The sequence below is a fragment of the Candidatus Schekmanbacteria bacterium genome (assembly GCA_016219965.1).
Lineage (GTDB): Bacteria > Schekmanbacteria > GWA2-38-11 > GWA2-38-11 > J061 > JACRJM01.
The window spans coordinates 588218-613962 of record JACRJM010000015.1 but is presented as its reverse complement, the minus strand read 5'-3'; the positions used below and the strand labels follow the sequence as shown (position 1 = coordinate 613962).

Sequence of the window (25745 nt, the reverse complement as noted above, 5' to 3'; positions counted from 1 at the left end):
GAGATAAGACCTAAGCTCGACAAAGCGGACATATTCATTGCCATGCAGTCAAAGGATTTTATCAAGAGTGACCAGATACCGGGCTGGCACAGCGTCATTATGATTAAGCTCAAAAGAGAGATTGAAAAACTTCTTGGCGAAGGCTCGGTAACGGATGCCTTTGGAGCGGGTCCATGCCAGCTTTGCCATCCGCAGCCATGTTTAGCGGGAGGCAAATGCCGCTCGCCGAAACTTCATCTCTATTCGCTTGAATCAGTGGGGATTCCGGTAGGACAGCTTTGCAAGGATATCGCTTTAGTCTCCGGCAACGATGACTGGAAGATCACATGGATAAAATATTTCAACACACCGTGCCAGACATCAAAGAAATGGAAGCTTACAAGCGGTCTTGCAGTAAAGCTTAAAGGGAGAGGTAAATGAAAAATGCTGTAATACTTTGCGCAGGTTTGGGGAAAAGACTGCTCCCTTTGACTGAAGACAAACCGAAATGCCTTGTAGAAGTGGGCGCTGCACCTATGCTCTATTATTCAATAAAAGAGCTCATCGCCAATGGCTTTAAACAGATAGTCCTTGTCACGGGTTATAAGAAAGAGAGGATTCAGTCTTTTATCTTCAATTACTTTGGCCAGAGCAGCGCCACATTCACTTTTCTTCCCAATCCGGAGTATGATACAAAGAACAACCTCTACTCGGTTTATATTGCAAAAGAATTCTTTGATGATGAGACGCTTCTTCTAAACTCTGACATCCTCTATGATCCTGAGATTCTAAAGCGCGCTGTCGTTCAACTGGAAGCGGGACACGATGATTCGTTTCTCGTAGTTGATGATGTGAAACCCCTTGCGCAGGAAGAGATGAAGGTAATAACAAACGGCAACGGAAAGATCGTTGATATAGGGAAATGGCTTGAACCCTCAAAAAGCCTCGGCGAGTATATAGGGATAATGCATCTAAGGGGAGAGGGGAGAGATAAATTCTTTGTGGAATCATCGAAGATGCTGTCAAATGGCGAGACTGATAAATACTATGAGGACGCTCTTCACAGGGTATGCAGACAGATAAGCCTTGTTCCGGTTTCAACAAAGGGGATGCACTGGACTGAGGTTGATGATCATAAGGACTTGCAGAAGGCTAAGGACATTGCACTAAAAATAATTAAGGAAATTCCAGAGGATGTATCTTAGAAAGATTTCCGTACCCTCCCATCTTAAATTTGCGTCAGAGTTTAAAGAACTACGAGCTGAGCTTGAAGATGTTTTTACAAAAAACTCTTACAAAAGGTTTTTTATAGTTTCCGGAAAAAAGACCTACAATACTCTGAGCAAGGAACTCTTCAAATCTCTGTCCAAGAAACATAAAGGGGAGATAAATGTCTTTGATGACAACTCCATCTCTACGACCGAAGACGTCGAATCTATCGCACAGGAGATAAAGCCTGATGTAATAGTGGGAGTGGGCGGTGGGAAAATCCTTGATATAGCAAAATATGCGTCTTCAAAAACCCACACACCATTTATAAGTATTCCCACGCAGGTCTCGCATGACGGCATATGCTCGCCAGTTGCCATAATAAAAGACATCAAAGGGAAGTCTATGAGCCTCGGTGCATCAATACCGATCGGAGTCATAGTGCCGCTCTATATTGTAAAAAGGGCGTCCCACAGGAGCACTGCGGCCGGAGTGGGGGATCTGTTATCAAATCTAACGGCAGTGCGCGACTGGCAAATTGCGGCGCAGTTTAAAGGTGAAAAATATGATGACTACGCGGCAATACTCGCTCACACAGCGGCAAGCTCAGTTTATACGCTTTACAATAACCGGAAGGAAAAAATAAAATTCACTGAAGAATTTATCACAAGGCTTGTGGAAGGATTGATTCTAAGCGGTGTTGCAATGGAGATATCAGGAAACAGCAGACCATGCAGCGGTTCCGAGCATAAGATAAGCCATGCCATTGATGCGCTCTATGGCTCCCCTGCGCTTCACGGCGAGCAGGTGGCGCTCGGCGTTCTTGCTGCATCATGCCTTCAGGGGAATGACTACAATGCCATGAGGACGTTTTTCAGCGAGGCGGGGCTTCCTACACATCCATCGGAAATAAATCTTTCCTTAGACCAGATGGTTGAAGCAATCTGCTATGCACCGCGCACAAGACCTGACAGGTTCACAGTACTCGAACAGTTGAAAATCAATAAGAGGCTTGCGGCAAAGACAGTGAAAAAAGTCTGGGGGACGAAGTGAGCACAAAGCCCACTGCAGAGTTCATCCGCAGGAACCACCAGAAAAACCGCGATGAAGAGCAGTTCTATGCATGGTTCGTGATGCGCAGGGTATCGGCGCATATAACAAAGCATCTTGTCAACACATCAATAACGCCAAATCAGATTTCACTTTTCGGGATAATATTGGGGATTATTGGCGGTGTCTGTTATGCGACTGCTTCTATGGCAGGCGCTGTTGTGGGAAGCGTACTCATCCAGCTCTGGTATCTTTCAGACTGTGTTGACGGTGAGGTCGCACGGTACAAAAAACAGTTTTCAGACGAAGGGATATTCCTTGATGCAATGGGGCACCATATGGTGAGCTTCATTGCCATGGTTGGCTTTTCAATTGGGCTTTACAGAGAGCACAGGAAATTCTGGCTTATAGTCGCATGCGGACTTTTTATTACTTTCTACCATTTCAACAAGATGATTTTTACTGCCGCAGAGCAGGCTATTTACGGAAAATTCAAGGGTAAAGAAGTAAAGCTGCAATTTCCCGGCGATGAGAACAATTTTTATAATCAGGAAGGTGTGCCGGAAAGACCCGCAATAATAAAATTATTTTTATGGCTTTTGAGACTCTGGCCTGCAACCGGGGCAACCATAAATGAGATAGGTATTCTTGTTGCAATGCTCGTCACATCTTTCATTGATTATTTTCTGGTTAGACCTTATCTGGGTGAAAATATTTATCCTGATACAAGAGCAATACTCGTATTCTTCTATGCATTCATGCTGCCGCTTTCATTTTTAGGGCGCTTCGCTATAGTTGTGAGCCGCTCTTATGTAAGCAATTGGATTAATTGCCGCGGCAAATAATATGACAATACTTTTCTGGGTATCTCTCCTTCTGATTGCCCATTCGTACATTTTGTATCCGCTCATTCTTGCGGCGCTTACGAGCCTTTCAGTATCTGGCAAAAAAAATGATGATGTAATAGACGATGCATCACTTCCGACAGTCACAATAATCATCCCCGCAAGGAATGAGGAAAAGTGTATTGCCATGAAAGTAAAGAATGCACTTGGTCAGGATTATCCGCGGGAAAAACTCGATGTTGTAGTCGCATCAGACTGCTCAGATGACCGCACAGTCGAGATTGCAAGAGCGAACGGTGATGAGAGATTGAGCGTTTATGATTTTAAAGAGAGAAGGGGAAAGCTTGGCGTTATAAATAAGTGCATGGAGCTTGCACATGGAGAGCTTGTTGTGCTTACTGATGCCAATGCGATGTTTTCCCCCTGCGCTGTGCGGAGGCTTGCAGAGCATTTCATAGATAAAAATGTTGGATGCGCAGGCGGGGCAAAGGTAATCATGCAGAGCGGTGAAAAGACTGCAATGGCTGAAGGGATATATTGGAAGTATGAGTCATTTGTCAAGAAACTCGAATCAAATCTTTTATCTACCACCGGACTTGATGGTGCGATTTATATGGTAAGAAAAGAGGCTTTTTCGTTTCATAGGACTGACAGGATTTTCATGGATGACCTTGCCATATCGCTTTCGATAATAGAGCAGGGTTACAGATGCATCTATAATGAGAGAGCAATGGCATCTGAAAAGAGCTCAGGCTCGCTCTCCGATGAATACAGGCGAAAGGAAAGGATTGCCGCCGGCTCTCTCAATGTTGTTCTTCATCATTTGGGTCTGCTTTTACCTTTTAAAAGCCCGATTGCCTTTCAGCTTTTTTCCCACAAGATTCTAAGATGGTTTTCTTTTCTGTTCATGATTGCTGCCTTTATATCAAACGCATTTCTTGCATTTGATGGCTATTTTTATTTCTCTCTTCTTGCATTACAGGTTTTTTTTTATTGTCTCGCGCTCATTGGATTGGCATTTTCCGGAGGCGATAAAAAACTTCACACGATTTTTAACATGCCATTCTATTTTGCATTCACTAATGCCGCGCAGGGGACTGGGATTTTGAAGTTGATGGTGGGAAGTTATAAGCCTTATTGGGAACGCACCACCCGCTAGTGTGCAACTTCAATTTTTGGAGTTATACTTCGTCAGTGACCAGCTCGCAAATCCTCATGTACAGAAGAGTACACTCCGGTATTGCTCGCTGTCCACTTTCTCGTCTTCCTCTCAAAACTTGAAGTTGCAAAAAAGATATTCTTTCTTGATATTTTGACATATATTTCATGAAAATGATATTTCAAGCATATTAAAATATGGTTATCTTTACACATGGATTTACACTACCAAGGCAAATTTGGGATAATAATATATGGATATAAATCAGACGCTCAGAAAATATAAATCGATTAAACCACGCTATGACAAATTTACTGATGAATTACATAAGCGTTTAAATGAACTCTTATCTAAGGCAAATATAAAAATATATAACATAGAAAAAAGGACAAAATCTCTCGAAAGTGTAAAAAATAAAATTATACGAAAAAAATATCAGACTCCCCTAGAAAACATAAAAGACTTTTCAGGTTTACGCATAATTCATTATTATCAAAAAGATTATAAAAAGATTTTAAAAATATTAAAAAGAGAATTTAAGATAATTGAAAATATACAAAAACCTTCTGACCACGAAAGATTTGGGTATCGTGGTTACCATTATATAGTTTCTATAAATGAAAACTGCTTATTTCCTAACGGGAATAGATATAGGGGTTTAGTTGCAGAGATACAGGTTTGTACAGTATTAGCACACGCGTGGAATGCAGTCTCTCATAATATTTATTATAAAAAAGAACCAGATCTTCCAGTCAATATAACTAGAAGATTACTGTCCATCTCTGCGTTGTTAGAAGTTGCTGACAATGAATTCTCAGCACTTAGAAAAGAAGAAGCAAAAATTAAAGTAAACATGAAGTTTAAAAAATCAAAGAGAACTCCTAAATATAACATTAACTCAATTAATCTTTTTAAGTATTTTTCAACTGATAGTGTTCATAGTTTAATAGAATGTCGCCTTGAAAGATTTAATATTAAATTAAGCTTACAAAAGCCTCTTCTTTTATTTGGTGATTATTATGCTGACGAGATTTTGTTGATAAAAAATCTATGTCATAAAATTGGGATCAACCATATTCTGTTACTTGAACGCATTATATTACGGGAAATAGATGGGGGTGATAAATTGTTTAAATTGTTGAGGAAAGATAAACTTATGATAAGAAATTCATCAATAGAATTAATAGATTTAATTATAACTTTATTAGTCGCTTCTAATTTAGACAAATTAGACGAAAAAATTCTTTATAACATAGGGATGAGAAAGGACTTTGCTGAATATTTATTAAAAATGGCAATTAAAGCAGATGTTATTCATGGGATTTCAAAATAATTATAAAGCGAAAGTTAGGTCTAGAATTATTAATTGGCAATACCAGGGGTGCCCTTTTCTTGGTTCATTCTTTTAGGCACGCAAAAGAATGAACAGAAAAACAAACTATTAATCAACCGCCATACAAATCAGAAAACATTTTTCTTGCTGTAGATTCTAATGGTTCTATGTCCTCTTTCATTGTCTGCCAGACAATTTCAAGATCAACGCCGAAATATTCATGAATCAATCTATTCCTCATCCCTTTTATTTCCTGCCAGGACATATTTGGGTAATTATCTAAAATATTTTGAGGAATTTTACTGACTGCTTCTCCAATAACCTCAAGGCTTCTAACAACAGCTTTTGCAGTTTTCTTATCTTTAATAAATTCTTCAAAACTTAATCCATGAGTAAAATCTTTTATATCAGTTATTGATTCGATTATGTCATTCAGATAATCCTGCAAAAGTCTCTCTTCAGACATACTGTACCTCTTGCAGAATCCTCTTTCCTATGTATGGCTTTAAAGCTTTTTTTGTTACAAGGTCAACTTTGATGCCAATGAGGTCAGAAATATATTTTTCAAGCTTCATGAATTTAACAAAACCGATTGGTCTGTCAAGCTCTATGAGAATATCGATGTCGCTGTTATCCGCTTGCTCCCCTCTCACATACGAACCAAAGATACCTATCTCACGGACACAATATTTAGTTTTTAGTTCTGCTTTGTGTTGTTGGATTATCTGCTTTATTTGCTCAAGTGGTTTCATATTTAAACCTCTGATAAATACTTAATAATATATCAAACATATTTTAATCTGATTTTTCAGCCGTGTAAAGTTGGAATAATCAAATAAAAACTTAAATAATGCTTTAATAAAGAGAATTCTTAGATACTTTGTTTACTGGGTTACTTAATACCAGACTACTTTCATAGGGTCCCCTTTTCTTGGTTCGTTCTTTTGGGCACGCAAAAGAATGAACATAAAAAGCTTAAAGTACCTTGTTATTAATAATGGAATTTACTATATGCTTTTATCAATGTGATTTGATTAATTTCAGATGGATTTACTGCGTTAGTGGAGAGGTTGGGGATGGATTCAAAAAACGCAAAAAATATTGTCTTTATTTTGCTTTTCATACTTTGTATTTCTTCATTCTTTTGCGGCTATACATCAGCTGCAACCTTCAACGTAAGCACAACAAGCCAGTTCCGGCAGGCACTTCTTAGTGCTGCTGGGAACAAAGCAGATGACGCAATCATTTTAGATGCCGGGACTTATAGAACAACAGATGACGGATTCGGGACTTTCAAGTTTACAGACACTGAAGCCCGCAACATCACCATAAAAGCCAGGGACGGATTGACATGTAATGACGTTATCCTGGATGGAGATAACACGCATCAGGTCTTCAATTATGTGAACAGTAAAAATGCTGTTTTAACTATTGATAGAATTACTGTTAAAAATGGAAGCGCTGATAATTATGGCAGCGGCGGCGGTATCAGAATCGGAGATAAAAATGGGATTTATCGTGGCAGCTTAGTTGTCATAAATTCCGCAATCACGGGAAATTCTGCTTTTGGGAGCGGCGGCGGAATTTGCGGCGGCTCTGTGACTGTTACGAACTCCATCATTTCTGCAAATACGGCCGGAGGTCATGGCGGCGGTATTTTTGGTGGCAATGTGACTATTACAAACTCCATCATCTACGGGAACTCTGCTAACAACTTCGATTACTCCAGCATCTACATCCCGGGAGCTGGCGGCGGTATTTATAGCTCTGGCAATGTAACTGTTACAAGCTCTACAATCTACGGCAATTCTGCTTATGTTGATGGCGGCGGCATTTACGGCAAAGGAACTTTTATAAACAACATTTTCGCGGATAATTCATCAGACGTTTATTTTGGCGGAGATAGCAATGTTTATAACAACTATATTGACCCGACAAAACTTGAAAACGAATGGACTTTTGCCATTACAAAGGAGAACAATGTTTTTCCCAGTGCAGGAAGCCTTAACTTTGCCGACTCGGATTTCAGGTTAAACCCTGGTTCGATTGCCATTGATAAAGGATTGAATCCTGACTCAAGCCAATTTAAAAAATTAGTAAAAGATAAAGCAGTTTTAAATGCATTGAAAACAGATAAGGATGGGCAAAAGCGTGTTGTAGGCACTGCCATTGATTTAGGAGCTTATGAATCGGTCTCAACTCCACAGACTTTTACAATCACTGCGTCTGCAGGCTCAGGAGGAAGTATTGCACCGAAAGGGCAGGTGAAAGTTAATTCCGGGGAGAGCACAACATTTACCATTACACCGAAAAAAGGCTACAAAATATCAAAGGTAAAAGTAGATGGAGTTTCTTCTGATGGAAGTGAAACTTATACTTTTACGAACATCACAAAAAACCATACCATAAGTGCGACATTTGAAAAGAAGTGATGGAGAGTATACTTCAACATTACAGCAATGCACTTGCTGTCATATTCAGAGCAAGTTCTTCTTAAGAACATCAGAAATAAAAAGTTTAAAATCCGGAAGGTCTTCCTGCAGAATGTTATAGATTTCATCAGGAGTAACTTTTACATAAAAATGAACTATTTTATTTCTGAACCTTGTCATTAGAATGAATTTATCAAGATGATTACCGGGGATGTAACCGTTTTCGCTTAAAGTTCTGAACACATCAGCGTTTGTTGCAGGAATCTTCAATCTCATCCTTGATATTATGTGGGTGCCTATGTCTGTCATTGCCTCTATTGATACCTGAAGAAGATGTTTTGCGGCTTCAATATTTCTGAAGTCCTTTTTAAATTCATCTGCTGGAAGCTGTCTCAGCTCATCAAGCTTTCCAAGGTTTTCCTCAATGACTGAAATCTTTGCGCGGATTTTTTCAGGATTTACCACCAAGATACTCCTGCTTAAGAGAAGCGTCATACTCCTTGAAATACTCTTTAAGAGTCGGTGCAAAATCAAGATATTGAGTTATTACCATTTCAACAAAATCCATTGTTACAACAGGGTCTGACTCATAAACTATTTTCCCCTGAGATATGACATTGTATGTAAGATATAAAGGGGCAGCATTAAGGATTAAAAGATCTATTTTCTCTTTTTTAAGAAGAAGGGAAATCTCTGCTTCAAGAAGCATTTCGTTCCTGAAAATATTATTCTTTGTGGTGTCATCTTTTAAAAGAATGGCTATATCTATGTCGCTAAGCTCTGTTGAAGAGCCGGAGGCCTGCGAGCCAAAAAGATAAGCTGTACATATCTCAGGGTGAGATGCGAAATAGCACCTCAGAATTTCAATGTCATTGTTTGTTAGTAAATTATCTTCTTTCATAAGCTGGCTCTAATCTTTAGAGATTACATTATATAAAATAATATGGAATTCCTTAAGAAGCAATGGAAAGTTGGAAATATTAGCTTGTTCTTTTGGGGATGCTAAAGAATTAACAGAGAAAGACACTGGATTCCCGCTTCCGCGGGAATGACAGAAAAAATAGGAATGACAGCAGAAATGAGAATGACAGCAGAAATGGGAATGACTGCAGAAATGGGAATGACTGCAAAAAGGGAATGACAAAAAAAAGAAAGTCTGATTGGGACGTCAATATCCGTGATTCTTTGTCGGGAACTTTCCCTGTTTCACTTCCTCTGAGAACTTTGAAACTGCACTGATGATGTCATTCTTCATGTTGGCATATTGTTTGATAAAACGGGGTTTGAAAGTGTCATCGAAGCCAAGAAGGTCGTATATCACGAGGACTTGTCCGTCGCAGTCAGGTCCTGCGCCTATGCCGATAGTCGGGATTGAGACTGAAGCTGTGACTTTTTCTGCAAGCTTTGAAGGAACCTTTTCAAGGACTATTGCAAACGCGCCAGCCTCTTCAAGCGCCTTTGCATCATTGAGTATTTTTTTCTCTTCGTCTTCTTTCTTCCCCTGCACCCTGTAGCCGCCGATTCGGTTAACAGCCTGAGGCATAAGTCCTATGTGCGCCATGACAGGTATCCCTGCCTGAGTGATTTTCCTTATGGTCTCAGCATATTCTGCTCCGCCTTCAAGTTTCACTCCTTCAGCGCCGGCTTCTTTTAGGAATCTCGATGCATTGACCAAAGCCTTGTCCACCTTTACCTGATAAGACATGAAAGGCATGTCAACGATCAGCAAGGCATGCTTTCTGCCGCGTGCTACAGCTCTTGTGTGATGAAGCATATCTTCCATTGTAACGGGAATCGTGTTTTCATAGCCGAGTACAACATTGCCTACGCTGTCGCCTACAAGAATTATGTCAACTCCTGCCTCATCAAGAAGACGTGCAAACTGGAAATCATAGGCGGTAAGCATTATTATTTTTTCCCCTGCCGCCTTTTTCTTTTTTATTGTTGAAACTGTGATTTTATCAGCGCGTTTATCCATTTTATTATTCATGTTGGTAATATTTACCCCTGTTTAATCACCTTGCTCCTGTCTTCACATCTTTCGAGCAGCTCTTTTATAGTAAGCCCGTTACCCGGATGCACTGCCTCAGATGCAATCTCCGCAAGCGGGACAAGAACAAACTTTCTCCTGCACATCCCGGAATGAGGTATTATCAATGAATCTGTTGAAATAATATCATCCCCGTAGAGAAGGATGTCAATGTCTATTGACCGCGGCATCTTTTTTTTCCTGATTAGCGGACGCCCCATCTCGCTTTCTATTTTAATGAACTTGTCAAGGAGTTCAGAAGCGGGAAGTGAAGTCTCGATTTCAACCGCGCAGTTTATAAACCATTCGCTGGTGTCTATGTCAAAAGGTTCAGTGAGATATCTGGATGAAACTGCGGCTATTCTTACTCCGTCAATTTTATCTATCCGTTTTATTGCGGAGTTGATATACGAAGCCCTGTCACCCCAGTTGGAACCAAGGCTTAGATAAACCTTATTAATCTTAGAGTTTGAGCCTTGCAAGACGGTCGCATGCCTCCTCAAGACGCTTTTTGTCTGAAGTAAGTGCGAATCTTATATATCCTTCTCCGAATTCTCCGAAGCCGACCCCGGGTGTTGTGACTATTGCTGCCTCTTCGAGGATTTTTGATGAGAGCTTCTTTGAGTCATAACCTTTTGGACATGGTATCCACATATAGAAAGTCGCTCTGCTTGGAGTTACGCTGAAGCCTGCGCGCTTTAAACCGTCCTCCATAACTTTTCTTCTTCCCGAGTAAATCTCCGCCATCATCTCAATATCTTTCTCGCCGTTCTCCATGGCTTCAATCGCAGCGTACTGGATTGCCTGAAATACTCCGGAATCTACGTTGGTCTTTATCTTTGCAAGGCCTCCTACTATTTTCTCATTCCCTATTGCGAAGCCGACCCTCCATCCGGTCATGTTATATGTCTTCGAGAATGAATGAAGTTCGATTGCAACATCACGCGCACCGTCAACATTGAATATGGAAGGCGCTTTGTATCCGCCGAATGCTGTCTCTGAGTAAGCTGCATCATGGCAGATTATGATGTTATATTTATACGCAAGCTCAACAGCCTCCCTGTAGAAATCAATTTCTGCTGTTACCGATGTTGGATTGTTCGGATAATTGAGGAACATGAGCTTTGCATTTTTCAAAACATTCTCAGGGATTATTTTGAAATCAGGGAGGAATTTATTTTCCGCCTTAAGAGGCATGATGTGCTGGGTGCCGCCGCAGAATATCGTGCTCGAAGTGTAAACAGGATAGCCGGGACTCGGTATGAGCACGGTGTCACCCGGGTTTACGAATGCAAATGGAATGTTTGCAACAGCCTCCTTTGAGCCAATGAGTGAGATCACTTCATTGTCAGGATTGAATGAAACTCCGAAACGCTTTTTCACCCATTTGGAGCAGGCTTCGCGGAATATCTTCATCCCGATATAAGAAGGATAGCGGTGGTTTTCAGGGTTTCCGGCAGTTTTCCTCAATGCTTCGATTATATGTTCCGGCGTAGGCGTATCGGGGTCGCCGATTCCCAGATCTATGACATCTTTTCCCTCTGATATGGCTTTTGACTTTAAGCGGTCAAGTTCAGCAAAAAGGTATGGAGGAAGTTTACCGAGGCGCTCAGATAATGTAACATTGAATTCTCTGCTCATTTACGATTCCTTTTCCCGGTTAATTATTTCTTTTAATTAGCTAATCATTCCTGATATATTGCAAAAAAGTTTTACGGATAGTAAATGAGTGATTTGCTTTTGTCAAATGCTGAAACTAATGCTGAAACTAATGAATGAAAAGGGAAATAGATGACTGAAATCAGAACAAGATTTGCACCAAGCCCCACCGGGTATCTTCATATAGGGGGCGCGAGAACTGCTCTTTTCAACTGGCTTTTTTCAAGACACCATAAAGGCAAGTTTATCCTCCGCATAGAAGATACTGACAGGGAGAGGTCAACACAGGAATTCACTGACGCAATACTTAACTCCATGGAATGGCTAAACCTTGACTATGATGAAGGTCCGTTCTTTCAGAGTGAACGCTATGACTTATACCGTGAAGCTGTAAAAAAACTATTGGATAGCGGGAAAGCCTACAGATGCCGCTGTACTAAGGATGAGCTTGACGGGATGCGGGCAAAGGCCCTTGCAGAGGGAAAGCCTCCGGGATATGACAGGCGATGTAGGGACAAGGAGATCAAAGAAAGCGATGGGCCATTTTCAGTAAGGTTTGCGGCACCGGTGGACGGCGAGACAGTGATAGAAGATATGGTAAAGGGGACTGTCGTTATACAGAACCAGCAGATTGATGACCTTATAATCATGCGCTCTGACGGCACTCCGACATACAACTTCGTTGTCGTGGTTGATGATGCGACAATGGGTATAAACCATGTGATAAGAGGCGAAGACCATCTTGCCAATACGCCAAAGCAGATACAGATATGTTCTGCCTTGGGTTATACTCCTCCTAAATTCGCACATGTCCCGCTTATTCTTGGTACGGACAAGGCAAGACTCAGCAAAAGGCACGGCGCAACGTCGGTCGAAGAATACAGGAACCAGGGATTTGTTGCAGAAGCCCTGATGAATTATCTTGTAAGGTTAGGGTGGTCTTCCGGGGATCAGGAAGTATTCAAAATAGATGAGATGATAAAGCTATTTGATCTTACCAGTGTTTCAAAATCTGCCGGTATATTCAACCCCGAAAAGCTTCTCTGGATGAACAGTATATATATAAGGGATATGAATGAAGAGGAACTTTTACGAAGGGCAATACCTTTTCTTGAAGCGGAAGGATATGGGAAATCGGTGCTTGCTGATAAAGCCCATATGCTGAAAATCTTGACTGCTTTAAAGCCGCGGAGCCGGACACTGATAGAGCTTGCGAAAAGCGCCTCATATTTCTTCACGGACGAAATCACTTGCAAAGAAGATGACCTGAAAAAATGGATTCAGCCGGGCGTTAAAGAACTTCTCGAAAAACTTCTTGAATATATTTCACAGAGCCCTCGGCTTGAACAGAGCGGGATTGAAGACTTCATGAAAAATCTCTGCGCTGAACAGAATATTAAACTTGTAAAAATAGCACAGCCTGTTAGAATCTCTCTCACGGGAACAACAGTCAGCCCCGGCCTTTTTGAAATAATGGAAATTATTGGCAAGGAAGCTGTGGAAAAAAGAATAAAAAGATTTATTGAAAAGATCTAACATTATATAACACAGGAGAATGAACATTGGTTAAACCCATTAAGAAGAGAAAGAAGAAGGGGGATATAACAGACCCGTATATTTCCCTCCCTGAAAAATTCATGCACGCTGTAAGCACGAACGGCAAGGCTATCGCGATTTGGGCGGCAGGGATAGTTGCGGTTATAGCAATTTCAGTAGGCATCTATTATTATTTCGAAGGGAAATCAAAATCAGCATCAGACGCTTTTTTTGCAGCCCTTGACACATACAGAAAGGATTCTGACCTCTCAGCAGCTTCTGCTGTAAAGAGCAAACAGGTCTCGAAGACTTCCTATAACAGCTCTATAGAAAGATTCAACGGCATTATCTCAAACTATGGAGGAAGCGTTTACGGAGCATGGTCTAAAGTCTATGTCGGGAACTGCTACAGGAAAATCGGTGAAGATGAGAAAGCAAAGGGTTACTACCTTGATTTCATAAAAGATTACAGCAAGACTGATCTCGTAATGTTCGAGGCATACCAGAATCTGACTACCATACTTGTCGACGAGAAGAAATTTGATGATGCCATAAAATATAGTAACGACTATATCGGCAAGGAAGGCTCAATGGTGCCGGAGGAATTTTTAAACAGGATAGCTTTTTGCTATGAGCAGAAGAAAGACCTGAAGAACGCCGAGATAGCTTACCGGAGGATTGTTGAAGAGTACCCTGAGTCTCAGCTTAGCGGGATAGCTAAAGAAAAGGCTGATAACATCAAGACAATCGTGATGCAGGGACTTTAATGGCAACAGATGATGCAAACAATTACAAGGTCCAGCTTCCGGAATTTGAAGGGCCGATGGACCTTCTGCTTTATCTCATCAAGACCAATGAGCTGAATATTTACGATATTCCTATTGCCTTTATACTCGATGAGTACATAAAGTACGTTGATATGTTGAAGGTGTTGAATTTAAACACCATCGGTGATTTCCTCGTTCTTGCAGCACAGCTCATCTTCATAAAATCAAAGATGTTGCTGCCACGGTCATCCGCTGATGATGAAGCAATTGAAGATCCAAGGACAGAGCTTGTTCAGAAGCTGCTTGAGTACAAGCAGTTTAAAGAAGCATCAAAACAGCTTGGCGGTCGTGAAGCATATTTCAGTGAAATGTACAGCAGGAAAAACCCTGCCGGTGATACTGAGAAAAAAGAGGAGATAATGCTTCAGGTCTCTGTATTTGACCTTATCAAGGCGTTTGAAAGGATTTTAAGCAGGACAAAAGAGGTTCATGTCAGGGAGATACTCGTAACAAGATTCAGCGTCAATGATAAGATATCATGGATAATGGATCTGCTCGAGAAGAATGAATCTCTATCCATCGAGCAGCTTTTTGAACCGATGGAAGAAAGGATGGAGATGATAATCACTTTCCTTGCAATGCTTGAGCTGACAAAACTGCATCTCATAAAGGTAACGCAGGAGTCCATTTTAGGAAGAATAATGATTTATGCGAACTGAAAGAAAAAAATCGCTTTCACTATTTCTCATGGTTTTATTTCTGTTCCCATTAAGTGCGCTTGCGGACAGCGCATCTCTATATCTTGACCGCATTGAAAAGGAGTATAAGGACGTAAAATCATTGGAGACAGAGTGCAGTCAGGAGTTTTACAACAGGACAATGGACAGGACTTTCACCTTCAAAGGTAAGATACTTATAAGAAGGCCGGACAAGTTCAGGTGGGAGATAAAAGACCCTGAAACCCAGCTTATACTCATTGATGGCGTTAATCTCTGGATATACACAGCAGAGAACAATCAGGTCATTAAGGAAAAAGCAAGCATTGGCGGAAGGTCGAAGTTCGCATTGCTGCTTCTTTCAGATTTCACGGAAATAAAAAAGAACTTCCATATTACCGTAAAATCTGAAAGCGGAGACATCGTGGCTCTCGCTCTTGACCCTGTTGAAAAAAGCGTTGATATAAAGAGCGCCTCTCTCATTATTGATAAAAAGACCTTCAAAATAACAGGTGTCGAGATATACGATGCCTACGAAAACAGGTCTAAATATTCATTTACAGGAATAGTTTTTAATAAGCAGATACCGGATTCTCAATTTATATATACGCCGTCTCAGGGAGTTGAGGTTGTGGATTCCTCTTCTCTTTGATATAAGGGGGATATAAAGGTAATAAGAAGTTATAATCATAAACAAAACAGAAAGAAGATAACGACATGATATATCTGGTTTCAATGATAGTAGCGCTGGGTCTCCTGATTTTTGTACATGAACTTGGCCATTTTCTTGTAGCTAAAAAAAATGGTATTGGTGTTAAGAAATTTTCCCTGGGATTCGGCCCGAAAATAATCGGGAGAAAATGGGGAGAAACAGAGTATCTCATATCTGCGCTTCCTCTCGGAGGCTATGTAAAGCTCGAAGGCGAAGAACCTGACGAGGAATGTGAAAATCCTGAAAAGTCATTTTCACGCAAGTCTCCTCTTGCAAAGCTTTCGGTGGCAGCAGCTGGTCCTATTTTTAATATAATCTTTGCAATATTCATCCTAGCCGGAATCTATATGAGCGGGATAACAGTCTTAAAGGCAGTTGTCGGCGAAGTGGATAAAGACTCTCCTGCATGGAAAGCGGGTTTGAAATTCGGCGACGAAGTCGTAAAAATCAATGATACGCCGGTTGCTTCCTGGGATGAACTCACCAATATAATTCATGTAAGCTCAGGGAAGACTCTCATGTTCACAATAAGCCGTGATGGCAATTTGATGAATAAGGAGATCATACCTGATCAAAGGGTGATAACCGATTTACTCAATGAGCAAAAGACTATAGGACTTGTAGGTATAAAGCCGGTTGCCCTTAAAGCAAGGATTGGCGGAGTCCTTGCCTCTTCAATTGCGGAGAAATCAGGCATTAAGGACGGCGATACCATTGTATCTGTAAACGGGAAGAAGGTTGAAGCTTTAAGCCAGATTGAGGATATATCAACAGAAAATATCCTCTCATCCGGAAAGGACCTTTCGGTAGGAATAGAAAGAGAGAAGGTTGGAAAGGTTAATGATAAACCTGAGAAGGTTGAAATCAATATTCCTGCCAGCCTCCTGAAAGAGGCAACTCCGGATGCATCCTCTTTTCCGGCCCTTCTTGGGATTGAGCCAACGGATCTTTATATTGACGAAGTCGTAAAAGACTCTGCTGCTGACAAAGCGGGGTTAAAACCATTCGACAAGATAATAGAATTAAACGGGAAGTCTCTTTCCAATTGGGATGAATTTCTGGAGGCGATAACAAAGAAGCCCGGCGAAACGGTGAAAATCGCTGTAATGAGAAAAAATGAGCGTATTGATATAGCCATGACTCTCGGTGAAACAACTGAAAGAGATATGCTTGGAGACAAGATAAAGATAGGCATTCTCGGAGTGGCGTCTGCCAACCGTTATACGGACATCAAAACAGAGGAAAAGAAATATTCTATTCCGTCTGCTTTTTTAAATGCAACAGAACGGACTGTGACCCTTTCGGGCTTGATGTTCAAAGGAATCGGAAAGCTTGTGACAGGGCAGATTTCCGGAAAGGCAATATCAGGCCCTATAGCTATCGCAAAGATGGCGGGAGACCAGGCTAAGAGAGGAATTTACGAATTTGCATCTTTCGTGGCTTTCATAAGCATCAATCTCGGCATAATAAACTTCATTCCTCTGGGCACTATCACAGACGGAGGTCTTATTGCGCTCTTCCTTGTTGAAGGGATAATAAGGAGGCCTATTAATGAGAAGCTGCGTGCTGTTACCCAATATATCGGGCTTGCACTGATAGCGCTCATAATGGGTTATGCCCTCTATAATGATTTTAGCCGCTATCTTGGCGACATAATAGACTTTTTCAGGCGAATGATAGGCGTCTGAAATAATCCATTATAACCATAGCGATGCAGACCCGCAGAAAAACAAGGCTCATTAAAGTAGGCAGTGTCTCAATCGGCGGAGATGCACCTGTTTCCGTCCAGTCGATGACCAAGACTGATACAAATGATGTAAAAGCCACTGTTTCCCAGATAGTAAAGCTTGCCGGCGTAGGATGCGAGATAATCAGGGTCGCAGTAAAAGACAGGGACGCACTTTCCGCATTCGCCGAGATTAAAAGCGCTTCGCAGATACCGGTCATTGCGGACATACATTTCGATTACAAGCTTGCAATCGGTGCTTTGGAAAAAGGCGCTGATGCAGTGCGCATTAATCCTGGCAATGTCGGCGGAGAAGACAAATTCAGGGAAGTGATCCGATGCTGTAAAGAGTACGGCAGGTCCATGAGAGTCGGCGTTAACTCAGGTTCAATAGAAAAGGACATACTTGAAAAGCACGGCAAACCTGATGCATTTGCAATGGTGGAAAGCGCTTTGCGCAGCATTGAAGTATGCGAAAGGGAAGGGTTTAAAAACTTCAAAGTGTCTCTCAAAGGGTCTGATGTTCTTGAAACAATAAATGCAAACAGGGAATTTTCAAAAAGATGCGATGCGCCTTTACACCTTGGCATAACAGAAGCAGGGACGCTTGTTACGGGAAGCACAAAGAGCGGGGCAGGCATCGGGATAATGCTCTATGAGGGTATCGGTGATACCATCAGGGTCTCGCTAACAGGAGATCCTGTAAATGAGGTAAAAGCAGGCTTTACAATTTTACGCTCATTGAAATTAAGGGATGTGGGAGTAGATGTCATTTCATGCCCCACATGCAGCAGACGGGAGGTTGATGTCGAAGGAATCGCAACAGAGGTTGAAAATGCGCTTTCGCATTTCACGGAGCCGCTCACTGTTGCTGTAATGGGATGCGTTGTAAACGGGCCCGGCGAGGCAAAAGAAGCCGACATCGGGGTGGCAGGCGGAAAAGGGGTTGGAATTCTTTTTAAGCATGGTGTACAGGTAAAAAAAATAAAAGAGAAAGATTTTGCACGTGAGCTGATTGAAGGCGCTACTGAGATAATCAGAACAAGAAAAAAGTAATAGAACATCCTGAGAAACGTAAGATGAAATGGAGAAATTACAAATGAAATGGAGCAATTATCTGATACCAACGCTTAGGGAAATACCCTCTGAAGCTGAAGTCATAAGCCACCAGTTGATGCTGAGAGCAGGGATGATAAGGAAGCTTTCTGCCGGCATATATAATTTTCTTCCTCTCGGGATGAAAGTATTACAGAAAATAGAGAACATCATCCGCGAAGAAATGAACAGGGCAGGGGCAATAGAGATACTGATGCCTTCAATTCAGCCCTGCGAACTCTGGCAGGAGAGCGGACGCTGGGAATTTTACGGGAAGGAACTTCTCCGGATAAAGGACAGGCATGAGAGGGATTTCTGCTACGGCCCCACGCACGAAGAGGTCGTGACGGACATAGTGAGAAAAGAAGTGAAATCCTACCGCCAGCTTCCAATAAACCTTTACCAGATACAGACCAAGTTCAGGGACGAGATAAGGCCGCGTTTCGGCGTTATGCGCGCACGCGAATTCATAATGAAAGACGCCTACAGCTTTGACACGGATGAGCCGGGTGCCGAGGAAAGCTACCGGAAGATGCACGAAGCCTATTGCAGGATATTTGACCGCTGCGGTTTGAAATACAGGGCTGTCGAGGCTGATACAGGGACAATCGGCGGGAAATTCTCACATGAGTTCATGGTACTTGCAGACACCGGCGAAGAGACGATAGCCACATGCGGTTCTTGTAAATATGCGGCAAATCTTGAAAAGGCAGAGGTAAGGGGAGGGGAGAAAAATCAGGGAAGCAGAGAAGCAAAAAAGCTGGAGACCGTTGACACGCCAGGCAAGAGAACGATAGCAGAAGTATCGGAGTTTCTTAATGTTAAACCTTCAGACCTTTTAAAGACCATCATATACAATGCTGACGGAAAGGCTGTTGTTGCCATAGTAAGAGGAGATTACGAGATAAACGAAGCGAAGTTAAGGTTAGCGCTTGGCTCTGATATTGTGGAGCTTGCAGATGATGAAACAGTAAAGCGCGTGACAGGGGCGGCAACCGGTTTTGCCGGTCCAGTGGGGCTTAAGGGGATTAGAATATTGGCAGACAGCTCCGTGGAAGCGATGGAAAACTTTGTGACAGGCGCAAATGCAGATGACAAGCATATTATAAATGTCAACATCGGAAGGGACTTCGAGATAAAGCAGTATTACGATATCAGAACTGTTGTAGAAGGGGACGGATGTCCGCGCTGTGAAGGAGGGACACTTTCTTTTATGAAGGGGATAGAAGTTGGGCATATATTCAAGCTTGGCACAAAATATTCAAAGGCTATGAATGTGACCTATCTTGATCAGAACGGCGCGGAGAAACTTATGATAATGGGCTGCTATGGCATAGGTGTAAGCAGGATCATCGCCGCTGCCATTGAGCAGAACTTTGACGAAAATGGAATCATCTGGCCTCTTCCAATTTCGCCATTTAAAGTGATAATCCTTCCTGTCAATGCAAAACATGAAGAGTCTATTGATATTGCATTGAAATTATATGGTAATCTGCGTGATGATAATATTGAAGTATTGCTTGATGACAGGGATGAAAGACCGGGTGTCAAATTCAAGGATGCAGACCTTATAGGTGTTCCGTACAGGGTGACAATCGGCGAGAAGAACTTAAAAAACGGCATGGTCGAAATCCGCGACCGCCGCACCGGAAAGACCGACCTCGTTGATAAAAGCTCTGCCGAGGAGTATCTGAAAAAGCTATTTGCCTGAGTAATAATCTCTATCCTTATTTTTTTTGCGATTCACTCGTTTTATTTTGCCATATTTTTTTTCTGCCATACTTCTTTCTTTTTTGGTTATCTTCGCTTCTCATTAGGTCATCCATGCTTCTTCATTGTCATCCCCGCGAAAGCGGGGATCCAGAAATAATGATCACGTATTTTCTTCTTTTGTTATATCCTTTTGTTGTTATATATTTAATCAACTAAAAAATGACACCTACATGAGCAATTAACCCAAGGAAACTTATGGCAAAAAATAACAATGGCAAAGCAGAGGGCTTTGAGAAAACTCTCTTTAAGGCAGCGGATAAGCTGCGTAAAAATATGGATGCCGCTGAATATAAGCATATTGTTCTTGGTCTTATTTTCCTGAAATACATTTCTGATTCCTTTGAGGAACTGCACACAAAGCTTTCCGAAGGTAAAGAAGAATATGCCGGAGCTGACCCGGAAGATCCTGACGAATACAGGGCTGAGAATGTTTTCTTTGTGCCGCAGATTTCACGCTGGTCTTATCTTCATTCACGAGCAAAGCTCCCATCAGTCGGCAAAGATGTTGATGATGCTATGGAAGCGATTGAAAAAGAAAATCAGACACTCAAGGGTATTTTACCAAAGGTATATGCACGCCTTAATCTGGATAAAGCAGCACTTGGCGGATTGATTGACCTTATAGGCAATATTGCCCTCGGTGATCAGGCGGCAAAAGCTAAAGATCTGCTCGGCAGAGTGTATGAATATTTTCTTGGCGAATTCGCCAATGCAGAAGGAAAAAAGGGAGGGCAATTCTATACTCCAAAATCAATAGTCCGCCTCATGGTTGAAATGATTGAGCCATTCAAAGGAAGAGTCTTTGACCCTGCCTGCGGAAGCGGTGGAATGTTCATCATGAGTGAAAAATTTGTTGAAAGCCACAAGGGGAAGATTGACGACATCTCGATCTACGGACAGGAAAGCAATCAGACAACCTATCGCCTGTGCCGGATGAATCTTGCAATCCGCGGCATTGATGGCTCACAGGTAAAATGGAATACTGAAGGCTCTTTTCTTAACGACCAGCACAAAGATCTGAAAGCCGACTTTATCATCGCAAATCCGCCATTTAATGACAGTGACTGGTCAGGAAACTTATTGCAGAATGACCCCCGCTGGAAATATGGCACCCCTCCTGCAAACAATGCCAATTTTGCCTGGCTTCAGCAGATGATTTATCATCTTTCGCCAAAGGGTTTGATGGCTTGTGTTCTTGCCAATGGTTCACTTTCATCTCAAACCAGCAACGAAGGGGAAATCAGAAAAACTCTTATTGAAAATGATCTCGTTGATTGTATTGTCGCACTTCCAAAACAGCTTTTCTATAACACCGGGATTCCTGCCTGCATCTGGTTTATTTCAAGGAAAAGAAGCGGGAATGGGGACAGGAAACGTGCTGGTGAGATTCTATTTATTGATACAAGTGAGATAGGTTATATGGAAGACCGCACACATCGTGCTTTCAGCGAAGACGACATTGCCAAAATCGCAGGTACCTATCATGAATGGAGAACAGAAGGCGGAAAATATGAAAATATCAAAGGATTCTGCAAGTCTGCAAACATTGAAGAAGTAACCAAACATAATTTTGTCCTTACGCCCGGACGTTATGTTGGCATTAAAGATGAAGAAGATGACGGCATTCTGTTTGAAGATAAAATTGCAAAGTTAATGACTGAACTTTCAGCGCAAATAGCTGAAGAACAAAAGATGAATGAGGAAATAAAAAAACAACTGAAAAACATTGGTTTTAATTTGGAAGACTTATGAAAAAAGAAGTTATTATTTACCAAAGCAAATCAGGTGCAATAGAGCTAAAAGGCGATTTGAGGAAAGAAACTCTATGGGCAAGTCAGGCGCAAATTGTAAAACTTTTTGGTGTTGATCAATCAGTGGTATCACGTCATATTAATAATATCTTTAAAGACAATGAAATTGATGAAAAAAGCAATATGCAAAAAATGCATATTGCAAATGCCGATAAACCAGTGGCTTTTTATTCTCTGGATGTTGTGTTGTCTGTAGGCTATCGAACAAATTCAAAAGTGGCAATTGAATTTCGTAAGTGGGCGACAAAAACCCTCAGGTCTCATATTTTAGACGGCTATACCATCAACAGAAAGCGGATAGCCAAAAACTACGACTCGTTTATACTGGCTGTCGAAAACGTCCGCACACTTTTGCCGGCAGGAATGAAATCCGACACCGACACTATTCTGGAACTCATCAAAGCATTTGCCGGCACATGGTTTTCCCTTGATGCTTATGACAAGAACACTTTCCCTCATGGGAAAACAACAAAGAAAAAGGTTTCCTTTGTTGCAGGCGACCTTATGGGAGGTATCGCGGAACTCAAAGCAGAGCTCCTGAAAAAAGGGGAAGCAAGCAATCTGTTTGCTGTTGAAAAAAACAAAGATGCAATTGAAGGAATTGTAGGGAATGTAATGCAGTCTTTCGCCGGAGAAGAGCTGTATCCGGGTATCGAAGAAAAGGCGGCTCATCTTCTCTATTTTATGGTAAAAAACCACCCCTTTGCTGACGGCAACAAGCGGAGCGGCGCATTTGCCTTTGTATGGTATTTGAAAAGAGCATGCGCACTCAACACCTCGAAACTTACGCCGGAAGCCCTTACAGCATTAACTCTTCTAATTGCTGAAAGTAATCCAAAAGACAAAGATAAAATGACAGGATTGGTAACAATGCTTTTGAGAAAATAGTTATGGCAGCGTTAACAAAAATTGAATTCACAAATTTAATTTCTTATGCATTAAACAATTCTATTTTTCCCTTGCAGGACAGCCTTTCAGAATTATAAGATGATTATATGCTCACTGAAAAAAGCCTTGAAATAATAAGCAAACTGGCGGGGAAATACTCCCTGAAACTTGTCATACTCTTTGGCGGGCTGGCAAAGGGGATATATGATGAGAAAAGCGATATGGATATTGCCATACTTCCGCAAAATACAAATGAGTTTATTGAGAAGGAAATGCTGAGCAATTTAATTTATGATTTCATGGAAGTTGAAGATATTGAGAGAAGGGAGGCTGACATTGTTCTTGTAACTTCGGAAAACCCGATTCTCCTTTACCAGATAGCAAAATATGGAGTCCCTCTTTATTCAGAAAGCGATGAGACATATCAGAACTTTCTGAGCTGGGCACGGTTTACTTATGAAGATAACATGAGGTTTATAACAGGGTTGTCTGAGACTGTTAAAGAAAAGTTAAGGAATATATGATCTTATGAAGCAGATTGAGAAAAAATTACATTTTCTGGCTGATCATCTTAAAATACTCAAGGAGTTTGAAGGGAAGACAATTGATGAGATCAGAAAAAATTACAAAGACCTCAAATTCGTTGAAAAGATAATTCAGGAGCTGGTTGATTGTGCCATTGATGTGAATGAGATTGTAATAAAAAAGGTTAAGAACGAGAAACCTTTTTCATCAAAGCGTTCATTCAGGGATCTTCAGGATATTTGTGATAAAAATGGAATTGCTTTTGAAGATAAAGACATCAAGCTCTTCATTGATACTGTTTCACTCAGAAATGAGATTGTGCATTCTTATGATGTGAACATCTATCTGACATGGGGGAAAAGAAAGATTGATGTAATAGTTGCTTTATATAAGAGATATGCTGACAATATACTGAATTTAGGTAAGCTTATTTATTAGATAAAACCGCTTTCCCCATCATGCTTTATCCAGCACATCTCTTACTTTAATTAAAAAGTCCCTTGGAGAGAAAGGTTTCAGGATGTAATTTGAGCCTTCCTCAAGGTAACCATCCTTGTATATCTTGTCTGCCGTATATCCGCTCATAAAAATAAATTTCATAGCAGGCTTTATTTTCTTTATCGCATTGTAAGCCTCTCTGCCGTTTTTTTTTGGCATTATCAGATCAAGGATGACAAGATCAATCTTGTCTTTATCTTCGGTAAATTTAATTATTGCATCCTGTCCGTCATCTGCCGTCATAACCTTGTAGCCGAATGTCTCAAGCATAGATGACATAAGTTCTCTTACTGTTTCATTATCTTCTGCGACAAGTATTGTCTCACTGCCGGTGGGCATCACAGGCTGAATGATTGCTGTCTGCTTCTCTTCTTCCTTTGCTGTTATAGCAGGAAGATATATTTTAAATGTTGTGCCTTGCCCGGGTTCACTGTAAACATTTATATATCCATTATGCTGTTTTATTATCCCGTACACGATTGAAAGTCCAAGTCCCGTGCCTTTCCCTGTTTCCTTTGTCGTAAAAAACGGCTCGAATATCTTTTTCTGGGTTTTTTCATCCATTCCTATCCCTGTATCCGAGACAGATATAAGAGCATAATTTCCTTTTTCCCCATAACCGTGCGCCTTTATGAATATTTCATCCAATTCAACTGATTCTGTTTCAATTGACAACTTGCCTCCCTGAGGCATAGCATCCCTTGCGTTTGCCGCTATGTTCATCAGCACCTGTTCTATCTGGCCGGCGTCAGCCATTATATTTAAACTGGTTTCGCTCAGTTTCATGCTTAGATCTATGTCTTCGCCTATAATCCTTGCGAGGAACTTATCAACCCTTTTTATCACTTCATTCAGATTGACATGCTTCATTTCAATTATCTGTTTTCTGCTGAATGCAAGGAGGCTGTGTGTCAGGCTGGCTGCTCTTTCTGCTGATTCAAGTATATGGTTGACATTGACCTTTAACGGGTTGTCAGATTTCATCTTCATCTCTAAGAGGTTGCCATAACCGATTATTGCGGAAAGAATATTGTTGAAGTCATGGGCGATCCCGCCGGCAAGCTGACCGATTGCCTCCATCTTCTGCGCCTGGCGAAGCTGTTCTTCAAGCTTTCTTTTTTCCGTAATATTATTCAAAGTCTCTATTACGGAAGTGACTTTGTTGGAACTGTCAGTCACAGGATAAGCCTTTACTTCTATATAAATTGGTACCTCACTCTCATCATAAAGTGCATAAACTGATGAATGAGGCTTTCCCGTTTCAAAGGTCTCTTTAACCGGACATGCTTCTCCGAATTCGAAACAGGGCTTATCCAAGTGATGAGATATCTTATAACAGTGGTTTCCCACGATATCCGCAAGTGCAAGTTTAAATTCATTGCAAAATGAGCTGTTGGCAGTCAATATCTTGAAATCTTTGTTTATTATAATGAACCCTTCATCAACTGTTTCAAAGATGTTTTTGATGAAGGCTTCCTTTTCCCGCAGACTTTCTGCAATTTTCTGGTAATTGTTACGGCTTTCTTCAAGCTCTCTGACTTTTTCTTCAAGCTTGATCGCGACGACTTCGCTGTATCTCTTCAGATACTCTTCATCTTCCTTTATAAGCTCGGCTGTCACGATTTTCTCTACCTTGTTTTCTTTTAATATGAATTCTATCTCCTTCCACAATTCAGAAGGATCTTTGGGTTTTATGATAAAAGCCTCTGCTCCAAGAGACAATGCAAGCTCTGCATCCTGATATTCTTTGTAAGTAGCCGAGTAGAATATGAAAGGTATGGCGTTAAGAATCTTGTTTTTCTTTATGGTCCTGAGGAACTGGAATCCATCCATAACAGGCATCAGTGCATCGGAGATTATGATGTCAGGTTTTTTGAGAGCCGCTATTGAAAGAGCTTCCTGTCCATTGCAGGCTTCTATGGTTTCATGTCCATGTCTCTCAAGAGTGCACTTCAGGATTTCCCTGTCATCACTATTGTCATCAACGATGAGTATTATCATTT

26 protein-coding genes are annotated in these 25745 nt (G+C 41.2%); 18 read left to right on the top strand and 8 right to left on the bottom strand.

Going from position 1 to position 25745, the window contains the following annotated elements; all coding sequences use genetic code 11:
• From HZA77_16045 to HZA77_16020, 6 genes are all read left to right on the top strand, one after another.
• Window positions 1-420, top strand: a 420-nt coding sequence (locus HZA77_16045) for a hypothetical protein (GenBank protein ID MBI5376945.1), incomplete at its 5' end; no start/stop codon positions are given.
• Window positions 417-1184 carry a phosphocholine cytidylyltransferase family protein gene (locus tag HZA77_16040; GenBank protein ID MBI5376944.1) on the top strand — a complete coding sequence of 256 codons (768 nt, stop codon included), beginning with the start codon at window positions 417-419 and terminating at the stop codon, window positions 1182-1184. The genes HZA77_16045 and HZA77_16040, both read left to right, overlap by 4 nt.
• Window positions 1174-2241 carry an iron-containing alcohol dehydrogenase family protein gene (locus tag HZA77_16035; protein ID MBI5376943.1) on the top strand — a complete coding sequence of 356 codons (1068 nt, stop codon included), beginning with the start codon at window positions 1174-1176 and terminating at the stop codon, window positions 2239-2241. Before HZA77_16040 ends, HZA77_16035 begins: the two co-directional genes overlap by 11 nt.
• On the top strand, window positions 2238-3083 hold the full coding sequence (locus HZA77_16030) for a CDP-alcohol phosphatidyltransferase family protein (GenBank protein MBI5376942.1): 846 nt from the start codon (window positions 2238-2240) through the stop codon (window positions 3081-3083). Before HZA77_16035 ends, HZA77_16030 begins: the two co-directional genes overlap by 4 nt.
• 1 nt (window position 3084) lies before the next feature.
• Entirely contained in the window at window positions 3085-4242 is a 1158-nt protein-coding gene (locus HZA77_16025; GenBank protein MBI5376941.1) for a glycosyltransferase family 2 protein, read from the top strand.
• Window positions 4243-4495: 253 nt separating this feature from the next.
• Window positions 4496-5575, top strand: a complete 1080-nt coding sequence (locus HZA77_16020; GenBank protein MBI5376940.1) for a hypothetical protein — start codon at window positions 4496-4498, stop codon at window positions 5573-5575.
• A gap of 112 nt (window positions 5576-5687) precedes the next feature.
• Here HZA77_16020 and HZA77_16015 read toward each other — a convergent pair whose 3' ends face one another.
• On the bottom strand, window positions 5688-6041 hold the full coding sequence (locus HZA77_16015) for a DUF86 domain-containing protein (protein ID MBI5376939.1): 354 nt from the start codon (window positions 6039-6041) through the stop codon (window positions 5688-5690).
• Entirely contained in the window at window positions 6034-6327 is a 294-nt protein-coding gene (locus HZA77_16010; protein MBI5376938.1) for a nucleotidyltransferase family protein, read from the bottom strand. The genes HZA77_16015 and HZA77_16010 overlap by 8 nt, the downstream gene beginning before the upstream one ends.
• 324 nt (window positions 6328-6651) lie before the next feature.
• Between HZA77_16010 and HZA77_16005 the strand changes: the two genes are divergently transcribed.
• Entirely contained in the window at window positions 6652-8007 is a 1356-nt protein-coding gene (locus tag HZA77_16005) for a hypothetical protein (protein MBI5376937.1), read from the top strand.
• A gap of 45 nt (window positions 8008-8052) precedes the next feature.
• Here HZA77_16005 and HZA77_16000 read toward each other — a convergent pair whose 3' ends face one another.
• The 5 genes from HZA77_16000 to HZA77_15980 all read right to left on the bottom strand — a co-directional run bounded on the left by HZA77_16000 (window position 8053) and on the right by HZA77_15980 (window position 11677).
• Entirely contained in the window at window positions 8053-8472 is a 420-nt protein-coding gene (locus tag HZA77_16000; GenBank protein MBI5376936.1) for a DUF86 domain-containing protein, read from the bottom strand.
• Entirely contained in the window at window positions 8459-8908 is a 450-nt protein-coding gene (locus HZA77_15995) for a nucleotidyltransferase domain-containing protein (protein MBI5376935.1), read from the bottom strand. The genes HZA77_16000 and HZA77_15995 overlap by 14 nt, the downstream gene beginning before the upstream one ends.
• Window positions 8909-9175: 267 nt before the next feature.
• The gene (gene panB, locus HZA77_15990) at window positions 9176-9985 is read right to left on the bottom strand and encodes a 3-methyl-2-oxobutanoate hydroxymethyltransferase (protein MBI5376934.1); all 810 of its coding nucleotides are present in this window, start codon (window positions 9983-9985) and stop codon (window positions 9176-9178) included.
• 23 nt (window positions 9986-10008) lie between these two features.
• Window positions 10009-10518, bottom strand: coding sequence for a 2-amino-4-hydroxy-6-hydroxymethyldihydropteridine diphosphokinase (gene folK / locus HZA77_15985; protein MBI5376933.1), 510 nt, complete (start codon window positions 10516-10518; stop codon window positions 10009-10011).
• Window positions 10499-11677 (bottom strand): LL-diaminopimelate aminotransferase, encoded by a 1179-nt coding sequence (locus HZA77_15980; GenBank protein ID MBI5376932.1) that lies wholly within the window; start codon window positions 11675-11677, stop codon window positions 10499-10501. Before HZA77_15980 ends, folK begins: the two co-directional genes overlap by 20 nt.
• A gap of 150 nt (window positions 11678-11827) precedes the next feature.
• Between HZA77_15980 and gltX the strand changes: the two genes are divergently transcribed.
• The 11 genes from gltX to HZA77_15925 all read left to right on the top strand — a co-directional run bounded on the left by gltX (window position 11828) and on the right by HZA77_15925 (window position 23682).
• Window positions 11828-13231 carry a glutamate--tRNA ligase gene (gene gltX / locus HZA77_15975; GenBank protein ID MBI5376931.1) on the top strand — a complete coding sequence of 468 codons (1404 nt, stop codon included), beginning with the start codon at window positions 11828-11830 and terminating at the stop codon, window positions 13229-13231.
• A gap of 26 nt (window positions 13232-13257) precedes the next feature.
• Entirely contained in the window at window positions 13258-13998 is a 741-nt protein-coding gene (locus HZA77_15970; GenBank protein MBI5376930.1) for a tetratricopeptide repeat protein, read from the top strand.
• Entirely contained in the window at window positions 13998-14717 is a 720-nt protein-coding gene (locus HZA77_15965) for a segregation/condensation protein A (protein ID MBI5376929.1), read from the top strand. The genes HZA77_15970 and HZA77_15965 overlap by 1 nt, the downstream gene beginning before the upstream one ends.
• Window positions 14707-15366, top strand: a complete 660-nt coding sequence (gene lolA, locus HZA77_15960) for an outer membrane lipoprotein chaperone LolA (GenBank protein MBI5376928.1) — start codon at window positions 14707-14709, stop codon at window positions 15364-15366. The genes HZA77_15965 and lolA overlap by 11 nt, the downstream gene beginning before the upstream one ends.
• Window positions 15367-15431: 65 nt before the next feature.
• A complete protein-coding gene (gene rseP / locus HZA77_15955; GenBank protein ID MBI5376927.1) occupies window positions 15432-17114 on the top strand; it encodes an RIP metalloprotease RseP in 1683 nt (560 codons plus the stop codon).
• Window positions 17115-17137: 23 nt separating this feature from the next.
• Window positions 17138-18208, top strand: a complete 1071-nt coding sequence (gene ispG, locus HZA77_15950; GenBank protein MBI5376926.1) for a flavodoxin-dependent (E)-4-hydroxy-3-methylbut-2-enyl-diphosphate synthase — start codon at window positions 17138-17140, stop codon at window positions 18206-18208.
• A 43-nt stretch (window positions 18209-18251) separates the two neighbouring features.
• On the top strand, window positions 18252-19958 hold the full coding sequence (locus HZA77_15945) for a proline--tRNA ligase (protein MBI5376925.1): 1707 nt from the start codon (window positions 18252-18254) through the stop codon (window positions 19956-19958).
• Between the two features lie 257 nt (window positions 19959-20215).
• Entirely contained in the window at window positions 20216-21772 is a 1557-nt protein-coding gene (locus tag HZA77_15940) for a type I restriction-modification system subunit M (protein MBI5376924.1), read from the top strand.
• A complete protein-coding gene (locus HZA77_15935; protein MBI5376923.1) occupies window positions 21769-22719 on the top strand; it encodes a virulence protein RhuM/Fic/DOC family protein in 951 nt (316 codons plus the stop codon). The genes HZA77_15940 and HZA77_15935 overlap by 4 nt, the downstream gene beginning before the upstream one ends.
• A 107-nt stretch (window positions 22720-22826) precedes the next feature.
• Window positions 22827-23243 (top strand): nucleotidyltransferase domain-containing protein, encoded by a 417-nt coding sequence (locus tag HZA77_15930; protein ID MBI5376922.1) that lies wholly within the window; start codon window positions 22827-22829, stop codon window positions 23241-23243.
• Window positions 23244-23247: 4 nt separating this feature from the next.
• Window positions 23248-23682 carry a DUF86 domain-containing protein gene (locus HZA77_15925; GenBank protein ID MBI5376921.1) on the top strand — a complete coding sequence of 145 codons (435 nt, stop codon included), beginning with the start codon at window positions 23248-23250 and terminating at the stop codon, window positions 23680-23682.
• A gap of 18 nt (window positions 23683-23700) precedes the next feature.
• On the opposite strand, the gene HZA77_15920 is transcribed toward HZA77_15925, so the two are convergent.
• Entirely contained in the window at window positions 23701-25743 is a 2043-nt protein-coding gene (locus tag HZA77_15920) for a response regulator (protein MBI5376920.1), read from the bottom strand.
• Window positions 25744-25745 lie beyond the last annotated feature (2 nt).